The following is a 17,527-nucleotide window of genomic DNA, read 5'->3' as shown; positions in this document are numbered from 1 at the left end:
AAAAATCCTCCCCCTTAAACAGCGGCTGTTGCACCTAATATATCTTTTAGTCTGCGCTCAAACATTTTCGTTACCCGCTCACGTCCCCGTACTTCAGGCGGCGTTGGATATTCCCTGCCATCTACAATAACCGGCTGATCGTAACGAACTAAAATGAGAGGAAGATACTCTTCGTATAGCGCGCGAATTCTTTTCGCGTGTTCAGGATTACGCGCATAAAGCTTAAGCATTCGAAGTCCAAACCCGACATGGCGTCCTTCGTCTTCTTTAATGCGGGCATAACCTTCGCCTAATCCCGGAAACAGCCCTTTACTTCCGTATACCGCTTCAAACACATCATATCCAGTCATCGCCTGAACGCCTTCAATAATTCCCTGGTAATGAGTAAGCCCTTCCACAAGTGCCGCTTCACGTTCCTCCTCCGATTGTTCAAGAGCCGCCAGCATTGTTTTCACACGATCATCGAGTTTTTGCTGCACCATATTTTTTACCGAAGGAATTCGCTCTCGTCCAATGACTTCTTTGAAATAGCGCATAAAAAATTCTGTATGTTTAAATTCTTCGAGCAGCTGCGTACTAAGAAATGCTTGCTGCTCTGTAGAAGAGCCCAACATAATCCATGGACAAAACTTTAATGCGACATTTTCTTCAGCGTCGAGAAATCCCGTACAAAAATGAATCAGGTATCCTTTTAGGTCCTCATCAAGCGCTTCAAAATCTTTTTTATCTTGACTAAGATCGATCGCAGCAGGATCCCATGTTCCAAAGCGAATTGCTTTACGATATAAATCCCAAGCTACTTCGTCAGTCGTCTTATCTACACTCGGCATTAATTCTTCATTCTTGCTTGTATTATTTTCCGTCATCACGATTCCCTCCTAATGGTTAAATGTGTATAATCGTCACACGACTTTTAATCTTATTAAAAAAGGTCCTGGAGCATATTTAAAATCTCCTCTTCTGATGCCTGCCTCGGATTAAATTTCCACATTCCGCTTTTAATAGAATCAGCTGCAATCGCCTTAAGCTGATCTTCTTCCACTCCTACTTGCTGCAATCTTTGCGGCAGACCCACATCGTTACGCAGTCGGGTTACATCTTCGATTAATTGGTCTATGCTTTTCCATTCTGGCATTGACAGGTCAACCTCACGAAAAACCCGGGCCATTTCCACATGCTTATCCAGCTGTGAGATCGAATTGTAACGCATCACCGCCGGCAGCAGAAGACCAATTGCGACACCGTGACTAACATGGGCATGCCCACTTAACGCACTCCCAATCGCATGCGTTAAGCCAAGATAAGACTGATTAAATGCCATCCCCGCCAGTAAGCTGGCTTCCGCCATTTTAACCCGCGCCTCTACATCCCCCCCATTGTAAACGGCACGACGAAGGTATTTATGCACCGTACGCATAGCTGAAAGGGCAAGAGCATCACTGGCAGGCTGAGATGCACGTGAAACAAATGTCTCAGCAGCATGTGCGTAAGCATCAAAGCCGGATGCAGCCGTAATTCTCGGAGGTGCAGTCATTGTCATTTTCGGGTCAACGATACTTATATCCGGCGCAAGAGCCGGGCTTGTTACCGTCACCTTTCGATTTTCTTCCCAATCTGAAAAAACGGCAAAAATGGTTACTTCACTTCCGGTACCCGACGTGGTAGGTATTGCAATAAGCGGGATGCTGGATGATTGTTTGACGAGATTCACCCCTGCATAATCTCGTATACTCCCTCCATTGCTGGCGATAACACGAACACCTTTTGCCGTATCGATCGGACTCCCGCCGCCAATCGCAATTAAAGCGTCTCCTTCCTCCTGCTGAAACACCTCGGCCACTTTGTCAACCGTTTCAACACTCGGGTCTGGTTCCACTTCATCATAAATAACATAGGCTGTCGCATTCTTTTCCAATATCTTTGTCACTTGTTCAACCAGACCGGAATTCAACACTCCTTTATCGGTTACAATGAAGGCACGATTAACGTTTGAAAGCTGCTGGTCAAGCTGCTCAATTTTGTTTAAGCCAAAATGTATTTTTGTCGGAAGATGAAATTCAAATGAAGAATACATAATAACCGTCCTCCTCTCCTTTACTCCTCAATCTCGATGTTGATATGTTTTGTCTCGGTATATTCCAGTAATCCTTCGATGCCTCTTGTGCGCCCAATCCCGCTCTCTTTATAGCCTCCAAATTCAGTTTGCGGGTAATTTTTGTTATACGTGTTGATCCAAACCGTTCCAGCTTGCACTCTTTTCGCTACACGCATCGCTCTGTTCACATCTTTTGTCCAGACTCCGGCCGCTAATCCAAAAATTGTCCCATTAGCAAGTTCGACTGCCTCTTCTTCATCTTTAAAAACTTGAACAACGAGGACAGGTCCAAAAATTTCTTCCTGTGCAATTTTTGATTCGATGGGAACCTGGTCAAAAATCGTCGGCTCAATAAAAAAGCCATTATCATACATTTCACCGGTCAGCCTATTTCCCCCGGTTACCAGCTTCGCATCCTGCCGGCCGATTTCACAATATTCTAAAATATTATTAAGCTGGTCTTCTGAAATGACCGGCCCCATATCGGTCGATTCATCCATTCCATTGCCTACTTTCAATTTTTCAGCTTCTTTCCGCAGCTCTTCTACCACCTGTTCGTGTATGGATTCATGAATAAGTACTCTAGAACCCGCAAAACACATTTGCCCGGACGTAATAAAGGCTGACTTTGCTACTGCTGGAATCGCTTTCTCTAAATTCGCGTCAGGAAATAAAATGTTTGGAGATTTCCCACCGAGTTCCAATGCCAGCTTCTTCACCTTTTCTGCCGCTTTTTTCATTAAATTTTTCCCAGTACTTGTATCCCCAGTAAAACTGATTGCATGAACATCCGGGTTTGTGGTCATTTCATCCCCGATCAATCTGCCGGGACCTGTTACAATATTGACAATTCCAGGCGGAAAATACTCGTTATCTTCTATCAGCTTCACAATAGCGGTGCTTACGATCGGTGTACGGCTTGCCGGTTTTAGCACGACTGCATTTCCAGCAGCGAGTGCAGGGGCAGCTTCCCGAATCATCAGCATCGCCGGCCAGTTCCATGGCGAAATAATCCCTACAACGCCGATTGGCTCTTTATCAATAATTCCGTATGAAGTGGCCGATAAGTTTATCGATCTCCCAAATACACTGCGTGCCATTCCGCCGAAGTATTTAAGGGTATCTATACAAGCATTCAATTCGATTCGTGATTCTTTCAGCGGCTTTCCATTTTCGAGCGTAAGAATTTTGGCGATGTCTTCTTTGTTTTCTTCCAGCTTATAGGCCCATTGCATTAAAGCATCGGAACGCCGCGTTGAATTGGAACGCCAGTCGGATTTTTCAAAGGCTGTTTTAGCATTTTCAATAGCCAGTTTAATATCTTCCACACCTGATTTTTGCGATTCCCCTATTGTTTCAGAAGTAGCAGGATTGACGGATTCCATCGTATCCCCCGTTTTCGCTTCTTGCCATTCACCATTAATATAGTTTCCTGTAAGATTCATTTTTGTCACCATTATTTATCCTCCTGTTTATTTCAGATTTCCTTTTGTCTCAGGGACGATGAGTGCACCAATAAGATAAACTGCGAAAATGACAATTGAAAAATACATAAGCGTGTGAGGTATGTTTTCAATTGTGCCACTCGACAATGTGACGAACGTTGGCATCATGCCGCCAATGGCAAATCCTATATTCCACGACAGTCCGGTACCTGTAGAACGGATGGATGTTGGGAAACGCTCATTAAGAAAAATAAGAGCAGGTGCATATGCGGCATTGCCAAGAAAGACAAGGCCCATCGTGTTCAAATAGATAGAAAGGGTAGTAGCTGAATCTCCCAAAGCCAGATAAAAGTACGGAAGTCCAATAATGTTTAATACTCCAACGAGAATAAACGTTTTCTTTCTCCCGATTACTTCACTAAGATGGCCAAACAATAAAGCTGAAATGATTGTCACAATACTTGATGCAATCAATACACCCGACACAACTTCCGGAGCAGCTTCATTTACTACTTTTAGGAACGTAGGGATAAAACCAGATGTCAGGTAATAAGCTGAACCGCCTCCTGCAATGATCATGACATTTATCAGCAATACACGCGGATAACTGGTGAAGAGCGTCTTGACAGGCGACTTCTGCACGACGACAGTCTCTTGGTCCGATTCTTTCTTTTCTTCACGCAATTGTGTCCATAGCGGGGACTCGCTAAGAGATCGAAAGACAAAAAGCCCTGCTACAGCGCCCAAAATCCCTGTAAAAAACATGACACGCCAGCCCCACTCGTTAAAGGACTCGCCGGGAAACAAGGCTGAAACAACTGCAAAAGTAATCGAAGCAAACAAAGCGCCTAAGCCAGCTCCTCCACCGCCAATAAGGCCGGACATTAAACCACGATATTTAGGCGGGGCTGATTCAGTTCCGATTGTGTGTGTAGATGCCACAACGCCGCCGACAAAAACACCCTGAACAAGTCGCAAAATAAGGAAAATGACTGCGGCCATAAACCCGATTTGCGGCACCGTCGGCAACAGACCAAAAGCCGCTGTACTCACCCCAACCCCTACGACAGAAACAATCATCGCTCTCTTTCTTCCGTTTTTATCTGCATAAGAGCCAAATATGGCAGATCCGAGCGGCCTCATCAGAAGTGTCACGGCAAACGACGCATATACCGCAGCGAGAGAAAGCGTCGGACTGCTTGTTGGAAAAAACAGCAAGCTAATGGTTGGCGCCACAAAAAGAAGAAGGAAAAGATCATAAAGATCAAACGACCACCCTAATAACGACGCAAGCATTGCAGATCGAAACTGCTTTTTTGTTACTCCCATAGTTCCTTGTTCAACAGGCTCTACATGAGTTATCGCATCATTTGACATTTGATTTCCCCCTATTATTTATTTTTTGTAGTGATCTGCTTCTAATGGTATAAAACAAAAAATAATTACTAGAAACATACTTACTGAATCATTTTATGAATGCTTTACCCCTTCATTTGCAGGAAGCCCTTCCCAGCGGTCAAAGAGCTGCGCATCAATTCCAAATTGATCAAGCGCCTTTCCAACACTTTGATTGACAATATCATCGATAGAAGCTGGTTTATGATAAAAGCTGGGCACCGGCGGCAGGATCACAGCGCCCATTTCAGCGGCAGACTGCATAAGCCGTAAATGCCCCAAATGAAAAGGGGTTTCACGAACCATTAATACCAACTTCCTTCTTTCCTTTAACGTGACATCAGCCGCTCTGCTGATTAAATTATCATTAAAGCTATTGGCAATGGACGACAGTGTTTTGATCGAACAAGGGGCTACGATCATTCCGTCTACTCGGAAGGACCCACTTGCAATGCTTGCCCCGATGTCTTTCAAGTCATATAGGTACGTACATAAAGATTTAACTTGTTCCATAGTGTAATCTGTTTCATATTCGATCGTTTTTTCCGCCGCAGTACTGATAGCTACGTGACTCTCAATTCCCAGCTTATTTAACGTTTCAAGACAACGGATTCCATAAATCGCTCCACTGGCACCTGATATACCGACCACAATTTTTTTCATTTCTGCCCTCCTATTGAAAGCGTTATCAACTGTAAGTAGTTTTGCAAAATTTTAAAGAAGCAGCCTTCTTCCTCTACGCTTAGAACAGCTGAACTTTGGCTGTTTTTACTCCTCCTCTCATGCCCGCAAACCTGAATGGCTGTCCTCGCATTAGTTATTGCAAAATTCATGCCAATTAAAAATTTCTTTTAAATTCAATCATTTCCGGTATATCATGTATTAAAATGGAACGACTGGCGTTACAGATGGAACGTACGCAGTTCCAAAAAAATTTTTAAAAACAAATAGATCAGCTTCTATATATATTAGAAAACCTATAAAATTTTATTGGATAAGTAATATTTTAAATATATACTTTTGCTTCGTATGGTATATTTCATTAATGATAACGCTTACTTTTATGTCGCTTTGTTTTTATTTATTTCACTGATTTGGACATGAAAATTGATAAAGAAGGTGACGCGTTTATGAAATGGCTCGATCATGTAGAAAAAACAGTGCCCGTTATTCAGATAACCGAGCCTGTATGGAAAGCCATTAACTGTATGAAGGCAGCAAGTTTGAATGAACTCCCTGTTTTGTCTGGACAGACATTTTCAGGCATTCTTCACGCAAAGGATTTACTGAATAGCGATTCGAATAATATCATTAAAGAGTACATCGACAAAGATTGCTGTACGATCAATGGCCCAGAAGAACTTTACTTTTTGCCATTCTACAATCATCAGCTGCTTCCCGTTATAAATAACGGAATTTATCACGGCTGTATCAGTCGGAATACACTCCACAGGCTTTTTTATAACGAGTTAAGCCAGATGATACTTTCCGGCGGTTCCTCCCGAGACGGATTGACTGCCCCCCCAAAAACGAACAACACAAAAAGAAGCAGCAAAGTCATTGGTCACAGCCAGAAAATGAAAGAAATATTTGACATTGTCCGCTATGTGGCACCGTCAGACTCAACTGTGCTTTTATTAGGGGCATCCGGTGTTGGAAAAGAAGTCATTGCCAAAATGCTTCACGAAAACAGCTGCCGAAAAAAAGAATTGTTCATGAAAGTCAATTGTGGAGCAATTCCCCCTCACCTTTTGGAATCTGAATTATTCGGATATGAACAGGGCGCATTTACAGGTGCGAAAAGAGGCGGCAAACTGGGAATATTTGAAATGGCCAGCGGCGGCACCCTGTTCTTGGATGAAATTGGGGACTTGCCTTTAGATATGCAGGTAAAATTGCTGCGTGTCCTGCAAGAACAGGAAATCATGCGTGTAGGCGGGCTGCAAATTATTAATGTCAACGTACGTATTATCGCTGCCACCAACCGGAATTTAGAGAGAATGATTGAAGAAGGAACATTCCGGACAGACCTTTATTATCGCTTAAATATAGTGCCTATTAAGATTCCTTTATTAAGAGAAAGAAAGGACGATATTCTTCCGCTGCTGAACTACTTTTTAATGGAGTTCAACGCGAAGTATAACAGTACAAAGCGGTTCTCAAAACAAGCGGTTCAACAACTGATGTCATATCCTTTCCCAGGAAATGTTCGGGAATTATCAAACATCGTAGAGAGGCTTGTACTGACCTCACGAAGCGATGTAATCGAATCCTGCCAACTGCCCAAACAGGTACTTACTTGTTTAAAAACGGAAAGCGGACCGCCAGATCAGGAGAATAAATCAATGGATACGCTCGCCCTGCACTGGAACACGTTCAGGCAAGGAGACAACCTGTTTGACTATCTTGAAAAGGAAGCGCTGATTCGAACGCTGAAAAAGTACGGATCGGTTCGAAAAGCAGGAACAGCCATAGGTGTTCCTCATACGACCGTTTTTCAAAAAATGAAAAAGTACGGTGTTACCCTCAAAGCAATACGTTAGAATCGGCATATGTATCTAGTCTCCTGAAAATTTTTCAATGATCTTCAGACTATTCATTACAGGAGGAGCATAATGATCCCTGACTTAGAGTTATACCGAATGATTGTAGAAAATTTTCAAGACGGAATTTTAGTAATAGATAATAATGGCCGCATTATATTGGCCAATCAGGCTATGGTTAAATTAAGCAGCCTGCCTATAGGGGCTTATGCTGGGAAAACAATGCAGGATATCGTTGGAAGAGGACTATTCCAAAAACCCTCGGTTACGTTAAAAGCATTAAAGGAAAAGCGGACCATCACTGATTTTCAACAGTACGAAAACGGTGTGGATGTTCTCGTTACAGCCATCCCGATGTTTGATGAAAATAAACAATTAGTACGGATGCTGTCTATCACACACGATATATCTGAATTGATTACGATGAAAAAGAAAGTAGAAGAGATTGAAAAGCTTTCAGCCAAATATTACACAGAACTCCTCACACTCCGCCAGCATCATGCTAAGAGGGGCATTATCACAGCAAATCGGAAAATGAAGGAAATTATTGAGCTGATTCATCATATCGGACAAACGGACTCAATTGTCCTTTTGCTCGGTGAATCCGGTGTAGGAAAGGATGTACTTGCCAGAGAAATTCATGAAACGAGCAGGCGTAAAGATTCCGGCGCCTTTATTAAAGTGAACTGCGGTGCGATCCCGAAGGACCTTCTGGAATCCGAATTTTTCGGCTATGATACTGGTGCTTTTACCGGTGCGAAAAAAGAAGGAAAACCTGGCTTATTTGAATTGGCAGATCAAGGAACGCTATTTTTGGATGAAATCGGTGAACTCCCTCTTCACCTTCAAGCAAAACTATTAAGAGTGCTTCAAGACCAGCAGTTTACCCGGGTAGGCGGTACAAAGCTGATACAGGTAGATGCAAGAATTGTCACGGCGACTAATCGGGATTTAGAATCCATGGTGGTCCGAGGGGAGTTTCGTGAAGATCTTTATTATCGGTTGAATGTTATTCCGATTCATATCCCGCCATTGAGGGAGAGAAAAGATGATATTCCCTTATTAATAGGCCATTTCCTTCAACATTTTAATGAGGAATATACAAAAAACAAATCACTTTCCACAGCCGCTTCTGACATTCTTTATGACTATCACTGGCCAGGCAATATTAGAGAACTGTCTAATATTATTGAGCGGCTCGTTCTTACCATCAAAAACGATGTTATAGAACCTCAAGAACTCCCCGTTTCCAAGCAGCATTCGGATGTACTATTGTCTGAATTATTAAAAAATAAGCATAATGGGATAAATTTATTCGATTCGGTGGAAAAGAATTTGATCAAGAGTATAATCGAGCGTGAAGGAACCATCCGGAAAGCTGCGAAGATATTGGGTGTTTCACATACAACTTTAATCCGTAAAATGAAAAAGCACGATCTGAAAGTCAGTGAAATCTGTAAAAATAAATAAGGTACTGAAGGGAAGTGAAGCCAGATGATTCAGCCCGGCATGCCAGAAGATATAGTAAATCTGCTGAATGGGAAAGACTTAGAGACAAAGCAGAAAGAAGCAATGATGCTGCTTTCTGTAGGTGAAGACATGTGGCCCCATACTGCCATGATTAGTGTCGGTGAAATCATCTCGATTAATCGTACAGAAGTGAGGCTTGCGCTATGGCCCGGCACCGCCACAACATCTAATATTTTACGTACCGGCAAAGCAACACTCGTCGTTGTTTTAGCAGAACAAGTTCACTATTTACGTCTTTCACTTCAAAAATTGCCGTTAATTGATCACGCAAAACACGTACGGGAACGGTTTTCCGGAACCATTCTTTTTGTTAAAACAGATAAAGCCAAATATGCTGACATCACATCCGGCATCAAAATTCAATTAAAGGATTCACACCATGTGATACAGCGCTGGAATGAAGTTCTGGATGAATTAGTCAAGTAAGCTTATCGTATCGAAGAATGAAACAAACAAAAAAACACCCGTTTATAGTTAATATGATTCTTAACTAAGGTGATACGCGAGGTGTTTTTCTTTATTTTCTACCGGTTCTTTTTATTCTTTTAATGCCTGCGCAAGATTTCCGGTAATATCAAGCTTATTAAAGTCTAATCCAAGCTGAATCGATGTCACAGCCACCTCTGGGCGAATGCCGGACAGTGTTGTTTTTACACCAATCAGTTTTAGCGCGTCAATGAGACGAAAAATTTGCAAGGCGACCATTGTATCAACAATAATCAAACCTGAAAGATCAATAAACAAGTGGTTAATGCCTTTTTCTGCGCATTGCACAAGGGTTTTTTCAAGCAAATGCCGAGCACGAGCCGTGTCCACTGCACCGATAATAGGCAGGAGCCCTTTTTTATTCTGAAAAGTAATAACGGGTGCACTTAATTCGTAGATGACTTCCTGCTGGCTTTTTAACTTTAATTGTGCGAATTTATGATTTTCTTCCACAAATTTGCTCATTACTTGTCCAAATATTTTAATGAGCACCCGTTTCCAGCGGGTAATTTCCTCATATGTATATTTATCTTGGTGCTGATGTATAAATTGGTCAATATAATCGAGATATTGTTCCTGAACATTTAGAAATTCACCTAAGATAATATGAACTGGCGTATTTAAATGTTCAGTGTCAGTTGCCACCTCCATAATCCAATCGATAAAATCTTCAAAAAAGGCTGTTTCTTCTTTTATATACACTTCACACAAATGTTCATGAAAGGCAAAATTTTGCTGCTTTAACTTTCGAATCACATCTGGATCGGTTGATGCATACACGCCCTCTGCCTCTGATTTATCCAGCGCAGCATACCATTCTTCGGTTAAATTTCTGGCCTTACTTAATAGAAATTGATGCAATTCTGGATTTCTATGCACTTATCTACCGCCTCAGCTTTCAAATTGGTCTTATCTTTTTATTTTATCTGAGGGGTTATGTCCTGTCGATTTTTACGTATAAAAAAAGCTGCCCCAATATGTGGGACAGCTTTGAATAATTAAAATGTAAGAGCTGCTTCTTTCGCTGTATCAAGACCTGCTTGGACAATTTCAGCTGAACGGTCTGGGAATTGGTTGTGCCCTTCGATAACAATCGTTTGAACATCTTCAACGCCCCAGAATGCCATAACAGCTTTCACATAGTTCACTGCCATTTCCAAAGACTGCATCGGTCCTTCTGAATATACGCCGCCGCGTGCATTCAATAATGTCACTTTTTTGTTTTTCAACAAACCGACCGGACCCTCTGGCGTGTAACTGAATGTTTTGCCAGCTTGGTTTAAGTAGTCAAGGTACGTGTGAAGCGCTGCTGGAATCGTGAAGTTCCAAAGCGGGAAAGCAAAGACCACTTTGTCCGCTTCCAAAAATTGATTCAAGTATTTTGTTACAAGATCCGTCGCCGCTTTTTCCTCTGCTGTTAACTCCATGCCACGCGCCAGCTTAAACATGCCGTTAATTTTATCAGTATCATAATACGGAAGGTTTTCTGCAAAAAGATCCAGTTCGGTAATGTTGTCTGATGGATTTTCGGCACGATATGTTTCCAAGAATGCATTATATAATTGGACACTGACCGCCTGCTCGGCCGGACGTGAGTTTGCTTTTACAAATAAAACGTTTGTCATTTTTTGTTTCCTCCAGTTAGTTAGTTACTTTTTATCACTGATAGAATTGTATCATATACTTAGTTGCTACAGCAACTATTAAATAAATTTTTTTATTTTATATTTTCGCGCATTTTCGACAAAACTCTCCGCACAATCGCCAGCTCTTCTTCCGTCACCCCTGACGTAACAGTACGATGAAACTCATCTGTCAACGGAATAACATCGCATTCGAGTGCCTTTCCTTCCTCTGTTAAAAAAATACGGGTTGAACGGCGGTCGTAAGTTTCGATTACGCGTTTGACGAACCCCTTTTGCTCCAGACTTGAAAGCATGCGAGTAATATTTGTTTTGTCCTTTTCCAATTGTTCTGACAGCTCTTGCTGGTTCCGTCCATCCCGTTCCCAGAGCAGCATCATAATTAAATTTTGCTCGGGTGCGAGGTTGAACGGGGCGAGCCGCTCCTTTACACAACCCGTTATTTTTAAATCTGTTTGGTGGATAAAGATGCTGATGTAGTCTTTTAATGCGATGTTCATTGCCAGTCTCTCCCTTTTCTTCAGAGTGTCAGACAGCGAGGCTGCCTGATACTGAAATGTGTGTTAACTGTACAAGATTGACTTCATTTTGAATGCCGGATAATTTTTTATACGAGCGGCTGACTTCAAATTCATATCCTTCCGCCGCCTGTGCGAAAGACTCACGTTCCCACTCTTCGGCACTGATCATAATGTCACCGCCTTCACTTTGCTGCTGAACGCGGGCGGCCATGTTCACAGTATGTCCAAAATAATCAAGCAGTTCATTTGCATTAACTGCGATTGTTGGACCGGTAAATAAACCGATCTTAATAATAACTTCCATGCCTTGTGACTCGTTAAATACGGCGCTTTCCGACTGAATCGCCAGAGCCGCACGGAGCGCATCATCCGGTTTATAAAAAGCGGCCATGACCGAATCACCAATCGTTTTAACGATAGCGCCGTTGTGCGCCGCAATATAGCGGCGCAGAAAATCGAAATGACGGTGTACGTGCCGGTACGCTTTCGCATCCCCTACTCGCTCATACATAGCTGTCGAACCGCGCAAGTCGCTGAATAAAATCGTCAGCGATTCGACGCCAATTTGCTGATCCAGCGCAAGCAGCTCTTTTGAAAAAAGGTCGCGGAACAACTGTGAAGTAGTCGCATCCGCCGCTGTTAATGCTTCCGCGTCCCATGCCGTCGTTTCAAAGACAACAACTCGTTCTTCATCATTATCATTATGCAGCCCAATTATTCCGCCATTTGGTGAAAGACCGGCCAATTGATCCGTCCACCCCTTTGATGAATACGTCAATGTCTGATTGACTCCAGACGTAATGTCCATCGCATGGTTGGTTTTAAGCGTCCGAATGCGCGAGCCGGGAGGAAGAGGTGGATAATATACCTGCTGGGACATATAAGGCTTCAGGCGATATTGAGCAAAAATATGCGGTGATCTTAAAGGACCCGCCACACAATACGTCTGATCTGTTGCTTGACGTATAGAAGGGTGGACCGAAAAACGCATTTCCACATAGCGGTCGAAATTCATATCGTATCCGACCCCACACAGGTCACAATGTACCTGGCCTCCCACTTCCGACAGCGACGAAACCGTCTGTTTCGGTACACGGCAGTTTGGACACATTAAATTCCAGCTTTGCGTGAGAAGACCGATTTTTGTGGCATGCAAAAAAAGATCAAGCACTTCCTGGCGTGCATAGCCCCATTTGGCTGCTAAACGATACGGCTTCATATGAAGAACTTCGTCATCACCTGTCATCGTTAAATGATTTTCAAGACAGTCCGCAAGTCCTTCATGCGGATACACAGTACGTAATTGATCAAGTAATCGGCTGAAACGTTCGTGATATACAATATAGGATGTTTTTTCCTGCGGCAGTTCCTTCACAACACGATTCGTATTGTCTTTTATATAATGATCCAAATAATTCATGATGATTTTTTTCAGCGAAGGCAGAGCGATTAAAGAGATTGCCGCTTGTCCAAGAATATTTCGTTTCGTAAAATGGGCTGTTCCCGTTACCTCCGTTGCTGTCTGTCCATCCATCAAAACATCTTTGCACTCGATCGTCCAGAGCACCCGTTCAAGCGGGCCGCCTTCATAAACGCGCTCTACCGAATACCGTTCTTCCTTTATCCATTCAAATGGGTATTCACGCCATTTGATTGGAACAAGAGCAAGTACTTTTGTCTCCGCATACCGGAACATAGACTGATCCTTAAACTGCGCATCGGTAAACTGAACTGGGAAAAGACCTGTCACCCGGTTTAAGTGGTCCGTATCAGATAAAAGCTTCCATACTTCAGCCCGTGGAAGCGAATATACTTTTTGAAATCGATATGTTTTTTCTTTCGGCATCGCTATTCCGCCTTTTTTATAATGAATTAAAAAGAATCTTTGTACTGCTTCCGGATTGCAGTGAAAACATCCAGATTCTCCAAAAATAAATTGACAAGGTTCGGGTCAAAGTGACGTCCCCGTCCTTCATCAATGAACTGGATAATTTGATTAAGCGGCCATGCCTTTTTGTACACACGGTCACTTCCTAAAGCATCAAACACATCTGCTATCGCTGTAATCCGCGCATATAAGTGGATCTCTTCTCCTTTTAACCCGCGCGGATAGCCGGTGCCGTCCCATTTTTCATGGTGCTCATATGCAATGACAGCGGCTGCTTTAAAAATACGGCGGGTTGAGCTCTTGAAAATATTGTAGCCCTCTGTTGTATGTGTCTGCATGACGGCATATTCCTCCGCCGTCAGCTTACCCGGCTTTTTTAAAATTCGATCCGGAATCGCCACTTTGCCGATGTCGTGCATAGGTGATGCAAGCTCGAGCATTTGCGCCTCCGGTTCCAGCAGCCCGGACAGCTTTGCCAGCGCGCGTGAATACTTGGCGACCCGCTTAACATGCTGGCCTGTTTCCCGTGAACGGCTCTCGCTCACTTCACCAATTTTAAAAATAATTTCCCGCTGCGTTTCCACAAGCTCCGAATGCAAGATAGCGGCTTGAATAGATTTCCCCGTGTAGGTGGAAGCCAATGACAATTTTTTTGCATCCTTTTCCGAAAACCAGTCGAGCCCTTTATGGATGGCCTGATAGACGCCGATTATTTCCTGATCAAAACTGCGAATTGGTATACAGAGCACCGATCGTGTCCGATAATTTGTTTTTTTGTCGATAGCCTGGTTGAAACGATCATCTTTATAAGCATCTTTTACAAGCACGGTTTCGCCTGTTTGAATAGAATGCCCCGCGAGGCCGCTGTCAGCCGGCATGTCAACACGATCAATCCCCTGTGCCACTTTTGTCCATAGGCGATTTTTTTCATGATCAACAAGCCAGAGAGTACACCGATCAGCCCTTACAAGCTCGCGGCCCATCTCAGCCATTAAAATGAGCAGAGTATCCAAATCGTTTTCACCCGAAATTTTCGCGGCATAATTCAATATAATTTCAAGCATTTCTTCTGCCGAAAGCTCGCGCTGAACGGACCCGTTGTCCCCCACAGTATTCACCTCATTTATAAAAAAGTTCCTATGACCTAAAACGATAGTATGATATTTTTAATATATCATAATTTTACCAACATATAGAGATCTATTTTAGAAGACGAGGTGAATCAATGGAGCCGTTTAGCTTTTTGCTTTTAGCGCATTTAATAGGTGATTATTTGTTTCAAACAAGCTGGATGGCGCAATATAAAGCGTCCAGGTGGGTACCGCTTTTCACTCACTGTTTCGTGTATACACTGATCGTTGCCTTTTTTGCCTGGCTGACTTTTGGCGGTCTTTCCCCTCTTGCGGTGGTCTTTGTTTTTATTACACACGTCATCATCGACCGTCGCACATTCGTTGCCTGGTGGGTGCGAACAATCATGACCGCACGCGGACCGGAAGCGCGCTGGCTCGGGATTGTCGCCGACCAAATTTTTCATTTACTCGTTCTTGCTGCAGCCTTATACATATAAAAAAGCTTCCTCTCAAAGAGAAAGCTTTTTCTTATTTCGTCATTTCAGACGGCTTAGATTCTTGATTGTATGCGCCGATGGCTGTAACGTAATATCGATGATTTTCTGCCTCCGGGCCGGTGTAGCTTTTTCGTTCAAACTCTGCCGCACCTTCTTTGCCATACACGGCCGCAACCGCAGGTGTCATATCCACTGCATTCTGGTCAAGCGCTTTGTTAGCTGCTTCCGTATTGGCTGATGCTATACCGGGCACAAGCAGCGTTAACCCCATGATGGGAATGAGCATTTTTTTGAAGGTTTTCTTCACTATCTTCATCTTCTTTTATTTAGTTGTTCGAATAGCTAACGGACCAAAAAAGCAGATGGATCAATTTTTTTATAAAATTGATTTTTTCTTTTGCCACATAATGAACCCGCTTACCGCATAAAGGAGAGATGCCAGATAAAAAATTGTGGCAATCGTCAAGAAATCAACAAGATAACCAGTGACGATGATCGCTCCCGCTGCAGCAATCGACGTCCAAAAGTGGTAGCGGCCCATATCAGCGCCAGCTTGCTTTTTGTCAGTCCGCCGGGTCAAAGCCGCTTTTTCTGTGTTTTTTTGTACAGCCCCTAAGATCCCCATGACGATTTGCAGCACGTACACTTGCCATACACTCGTCACGAGCGGAAACAATAGAAGAATGACCGACATCGCCAGCGAATAAAAAAGAAGCAGCGTCCTGTCTCCGAACTGATCCGCCCATTTGCCAATAACCGGATATGCAAGAGCAGACGTTAATGCAAAAAGACCGTATGCCCAGCCGAACTGCGAGTAGCTGTCCCCAATATTCCGGAGCAGCAGGACATAAAACGGGAAAATCATACTGCTTGCCATAAAGATGATGCTCTGAGATAAAACAAACTGACGATAATTCATTCGTTATACTCCTCGTAAAAATGGTTTGTAAACCGCAAATCAGGATCAAACTGCTGCTTTTTTCTAAAGAATTCATCGATACGCGGATACGCTGTTTCCAGCTGTTCTTTTGAAGGATAAGAGTAATATGGCAAATAATAGCTGCCTTGATGGTCCAGTGTGACATCAATCATCTTTCGTATAACTGCTTCCGATTTCTTTACTTCTTCCTCTGATCTGCCTTGATTAATTAAAAGAACAAGCGCAAACATGTCTTCCTTTGCATACGAAAGAACGGCCTGATCACTTTTTTCAACATAGCGGATTGTAATGTTTAATAAATTAAATTCATCTTCTTTTTCGAGCACACGCCGCAGGTCATCTATATAATCAGCGAATTCATTCACAGGCACAAAATATTCCTGCAATACTTCTGTTTTCGTGCCGCTTTCATACGCCATAAAATCTGTTTCAGAGCGCATGACGTTGTTTCTTGATTCGTAAGAACCGTTGTCTTCAAGCATATACTGCTTTTGAATGTCCCAAAATGCATCCTTCCCCCAGCCACTGTAGCGGGACAAGCCAAGGAAAAACTTAGGCAATGCCACAATCCGCTCTTTTTTCAATGTTTCATAGTCTTTCAGCAGCTGCTGATCTTCAGCTGTTACATAATCCGTTACATACATTTCGCGCAAAAAAGAAGATGGCGCAACTGAGAGGCGGGCAAGATGCATTTTAACGGCTGGATTTTCTTTTACTTCTTTTTGAAAATAATCGCTGTACTCACTGTAATCAAATTCCTTCGTGTTCTTTTGGTACAATTCATCGTCCGTTAAAGAAAGCGTCACATCTAAAATAATGCCGAATAAGCCGTAGCCACCGATCACATATGGAAAAAGGTCTGCGTTTTCTGTCCGGCTGACGCGAATGATTGTGCCGTCTGGTTTTAACAGCCGAAATGACTGCACCGTATCGATCAGCGATTCATGACGAATATCCCGGCCGTGTACATTTACACTTAACGAGCCGCCAATCGTAAAAATATTTTGCGACTGCATAACTTTCACGGCAAGGCCATACGGATTCACGTGCTTCTGAATATCATCCCAGGTCGCTCCGCTTTGAACGGTAATGACTTTTTTCTCCGGCTGGAAATCAATCACTTGATTAAATGGCTTCATATCAATCATGACCGCTCCCGGATAATACGTCTGCCCGCCTTGACTGTGCTGCATCCCGGCAATAGTAAGACGGCTCCCCGTACGATTTGCCTGTTTGACGATCTCTTTTAACGTTTCTTCACCATCCGCCTGTGCAATCTCTTTTACTTGAGCAGGCAAAAGGCGTCCGGCATCTTCCACTGTTGGATTTGAATAAAATTGATTGTATGTATAAAAGGAAGCCGCAAATAAAACGCCATATACACAAATAAACAGCCCTGCTTTCATATAATTATCCACCTTTATGAAAAAACAATATTTTCATAATTTTTACATATAATATATCAACAATG

Annotated in this window: 17 protein-coding genes; 4 read left to right on the top strand and 13 right to left on the bottom strand. The window is 42.9% G+C overall.

Annotated elements, in window-relative coordinates:
- Positions 1-14: 14 nt before the first annotated feature.
- The 5 genes from NLX67_RS13740 to NLX67_RS13720 all read right to left on the bottom strand — a co-directional run bounded on the left by NLX67_RS13740 (position 15) and on the right by NLX67_RS13720 (position 5,598).
- Positions 15-866, bottom strand: a complete 852-nt coding sequence (locus tag NLX67_RS13740; protein WP_254312121.1) for a R2-like ligand-binding oxidase — start codon at positions 864-866, stop codon at positions 15-17.
- A gap of 56 nt (positions 867-922) precedes the next feature.
- The gene (locus tag NLX67_RS13735; RefSeq protein WP_046179495.1) at positions 923-2,074 is read right to left on the bottom strand and encodes an iron-containing alcohol dehydrogenase; all 1,152 of its coding nucleotides are present in this window, start codon (positions 2,072-2,074) and stop codon (positions 923-925) included.
- Positions 2,075-2,094: 20 nt separating this feature from the next.
- Complete coding sequence (locus NLX67_RS13730; RefSeq protein ID WP_254312120.1) at positions 2,095-3,552, bottom strand: aldehyde dehydrogenase family protein; 1,458 nt, start codon at positions 3,550-3,552, stop codon at positions 2,095-2,097.
- 15 nt (positions 3,553-3,567) lie between these two features.
- Positions 3,568-4,917: an MFS transporter gene (locus tag NLX67_RS13725; RefSeq protein WP_254312119.1), complete on the bottom strand. Its 1,350-nt coding sequence runs from the start codon at positions 4,915-4,917 to the stop codon at positions 3,568-3,570.
- 93 nt (positions 4,918-5,010) lie between these two features.
- Entirely contained in the window at positions 5,011-5,598 is a 588-nt protein-coding gene (locus tag NLX67_RS13720) for a UbiX family flavin prenyltransferase (protein WP_046179496.1), read from the bottom strand.
- A 467-nt stretch (positions 5,599-6,065) separates the two neighbouring features.
- Between NLX67_RS13720 and NLX67_RS13715 the strand changes: the two genes are divergently transcribed.
- The 3 genes from NLX67_RS13715 (at position 6,066) to NLX67_RS13705 (ending at position 9,434) form a co-directional block, all read left to right on the top strand.
- Positions 6,066-7,478, top strand: a complete 1,413-nt coding sequence (locus NLX67_RS13715; protein WP_254312118.1) for a sigma 54-interacting transcriptional regulator — start codon at positions 6,066-6,068, stop codon at positions 7,476-7,478.
- A gap of 72 nt (positions 7,479-7,550) precedes the next feature.
- The gene (locus NLX67_RS13710) at positions 7,551-8,948 is read left to right on the top strand and encodes a sigma-54 interaction domain-containing protein (RefSeq protein ID WP_254312117.1); all 1,398 of its coding nucleotides are present in this window, start codon (positions 7,551-7,553) and stop codon (positions 8,946-8,948) included.
- A 24-nt stretch (positions 8,949-8,972) separates the two neighbouring features.
- The gene (locus tag NLX67_RS13705; RefSeq protein ID WP_254312116.1) at positions 8,973-9,434 is read left to right on the top strand and encodes a pyridoxamine 5'-phosphate oxidase family protein; all 462 of its coding nucleotides are present in this window, start codon (positions 8,973-8,975) and stop codon (positions 9,432-9,434) included.
- Between the two features lie 111 nt (positions 9,435-9,545).
- Here NLX67_RS13705 and NLX67_RS13700 read toward each other — a convergent pair whose 3' ends face one another.
- The 5 genes from NLX67_RS13700 to NLX67_RS13680 form a co-directional block, all read right to left on the bottom strand.
- Positions 9,546-10,373: an STAS domain-containing protein gene (locus tag NLX67_RS13700; protein ID WP_254312115.1), complete on the bottom strand. Its 828-nt coding sequence runs from the start codon at positions 10,371-10,373 to the stop codon at positions 9,546-9,548.
- Positions 10,374-10,492: 119 nt separating this feature from the next.
- Positions 10,493-11,119, bottom strand: a complete 627-nt coding sequence (locus tag NLX67_RS13695; RefSeq protein ID WP_046179499.1) for an FMN-dependent NADH-azoreductase — start codon at positions 11,117-11,119, stop codon at positions 10,493-10,495.
- A 92-nt stretch (positions 11,120-11,211) separates the two neighbouring features.
- Positions 11,212-11,637 carry a MarR family winged helix-turn-helix transcriptional regulator gene (locus tag NLX67_RS13690; RefSeq protein WP_254312114.1) on the bottom strand — a complete coding sequence of 142 codons (426 nt, stop codon included), beginning with the start codon at positions 11,635-11,637 and terminating at the stop codon, positions 11,212-11,214.
- A 28-nt stretch (positions 11,638-11,665) separates the two neighbouring features.
- Entirely contained in the window at positions 11,666-13,504 is a 1,839-nt protein-coding gene (locus tag NLX67_RS13685; RefSeq protein WP_254312113.1) for an adenylate/guanylate cyclase domain-containing protein, read from the bottom strand.
- A 26-nt stretch (positions 13,505-13,530) separates the two neighbouring features.
- Positions 13,531-14,655, bottom strand: a complete 1,125-nt coding sequence (locus NLX67_RS13680; RefSeq protein WP_254312112.1) for an HD-GYP domain-containing protein — start codon at positions 14,653-14,655, stop codon at positions 13,531-13,533.
- 116 nt (positions 14,656-14,771) lie between these two features.
- On the opposite strand from NLX67_RS13680, the gene NLX67_RS13675 reads away from it, so the two are divergent.
- Positions 14,772-15,116, top strand: coding sequence for a DUF3307 domain-containing protein (locus NLX67_RS13675; protein WP_046179503.1), 345 nt, complete (start codon positions 14,772-14,774; stop codon positions 15,114-15,116).
- A 31-nt stretch (positions 15,117-15,147) separates the two neighbouring features.
- Here NLX67_RS13675 and NLX67_RS13670 read toward each other — a convergent pair whose 3' ends face one another.
- The 3 genes from NLX67_RS13670 to NLX67_RS13660 form a co-directional block, all read right to left on the bottom strand.
- Positions 15,148-15,423 (bottom strand): hypothetical protein, encoded by a 276-nt coding sequence (locus NLX67_RS13670; protein WP_254312111.1) that lies wholly within the window; start codon positions 15,421-15,423, stop codon positions 15,148-15,150.
- Between the two features lie 69 nt (positions 15,424-15,492).
- Positions 15,493-16,035 (bottom strand): MFS transporter, encoded by a 543-nt coding sequence (locus NLX67_RS13665; RefSeq protein WP_254312110.1) that lies wholly within the window; start codon positions 16,033-16,035, stop codon positions 15,493-15,495.
- Positions 16,032-17,462, bottom strand: a complete 1,431-nt coding sequence (locus tag NLX67_RS13660; protein ID WP_254312109.1) for an FAD-binding oxidoreductase — start codon at positions 17,460-17,462, stop codon at positions 16,032-16,034. The genes NLX67_RS13665 and NLX67_RS13660 overlap by 4 nt, the downstream gene beginning before the upstream one ends.
- Positions 17,463-17,527: the final 65 nt, after the last annotated feature.

This window comes from Domibacillus sp. A3M-37 (assembly GCF_024213455.1).
GTDB lineage: Bacteria > Bacillota > Bacilli > Bacillales > Domibacillaceae > Domibacillus > Domibacillus tundrae.
The sequence above is the reverse complement of the archived record's forward strand: the minus strand, read 5'-3'. Positions and strand labels throughout refer to the sequence as shown.

Coding starts and splice junctions, on each gene's coding strand:
- NLX67_RS13740 (WP_254312121.1), bottom strand. CDS start 866: ATGACGGAAAATAATACAAGCAAGAATGAAGAATTAATGCCGAGTGTA.
- NLX67_RS13735 (WP_046179495.1), bottom strand. CDS start 2,074: ATGTATTCTTCATTTGAATTTCATCTTCCGACAAAAATACATTTTGGC.
- NLX67_RS13730 (WP_254312120.1), bottom strand. CDS start 3,552: ATGGTGACAAAAATGAATCTTACAGGAAACTATATTAATGGTGAATGG.
- NLX67_RS13725 (WP_254312119.1), bottom strand. CDS start 4,917: ATGTCAAATGATGCGATAACTCATGTAGAGCCTGTTGAACAAGGAACT.
- NLX67_RS13720 (WP_046179496.1), bottom strand. CDS start 5,598: ATGAAAAAAATTGTGGTCGGTATATCAGGTGCCAGTGGAGCGATTTAT.
- NLX67_RS13715 (WP_254312118.1), top strand. CDS start 6,066: ATGAAATGGCTCGATCATGTAGAAAAAACAGTGCCCGTTATTCAGATA.
- NLX67_RS13710 (WP_254312117.1), top strand. CDS start 7,551: ATGATCCCTGACTTAGAGTTATACCGAATGATTGTAGAAAATTTTCAA.
- NLX67_RS13705 (WP_254312116.1), top strand. CDS start 8,973: ATGATTCAGCCCGGCATGCCAGAAGATATAGTAAATCTGCTGAATGGG.
- NLX67_RS13695 (WP_046179499.1), bottom strand. CDS start 11,119: ATGACAAACGTTTTATTTGTAAAAGCAAACTCACGTCCGGCCGAGCAG.
- NLX67_RS13690 (WP_254312114.1), bottom strand. CDS start 11,637: ATGAACATCGCATTAAAAGACTACATCAGCATCTTTATCCACCAAACA.
- NLX67_RS13685 (WP_254312113.1), bottom strand. CDS start 13,504: ATGCCGAAAGAAAAAACATATCGATTTCAAAAAGTATATTCGCTTCCA.
- NLX67_RS13675 (WP_046179503.1), top strand. CDS start 14,772: ATGGAGCCGTTTAGCTTTTTGCTTTTAGCGCATTTAATAGGTGATTAT.
- NLX67_RS13665 (WP_254312110.1), bottom strand. CDS start 16,035: ATGAATTATCGTCAGTTTGTTTTATCTCAGAGCATCATCTTTATGGCA.
- NLX67_RS13660 (WP_254312109.1), bottom strand. CDS start 17,462: ATGAAAGCAGGGCTGTTTATTTGTGTATATGGCGTTTTATTTGCGGCT.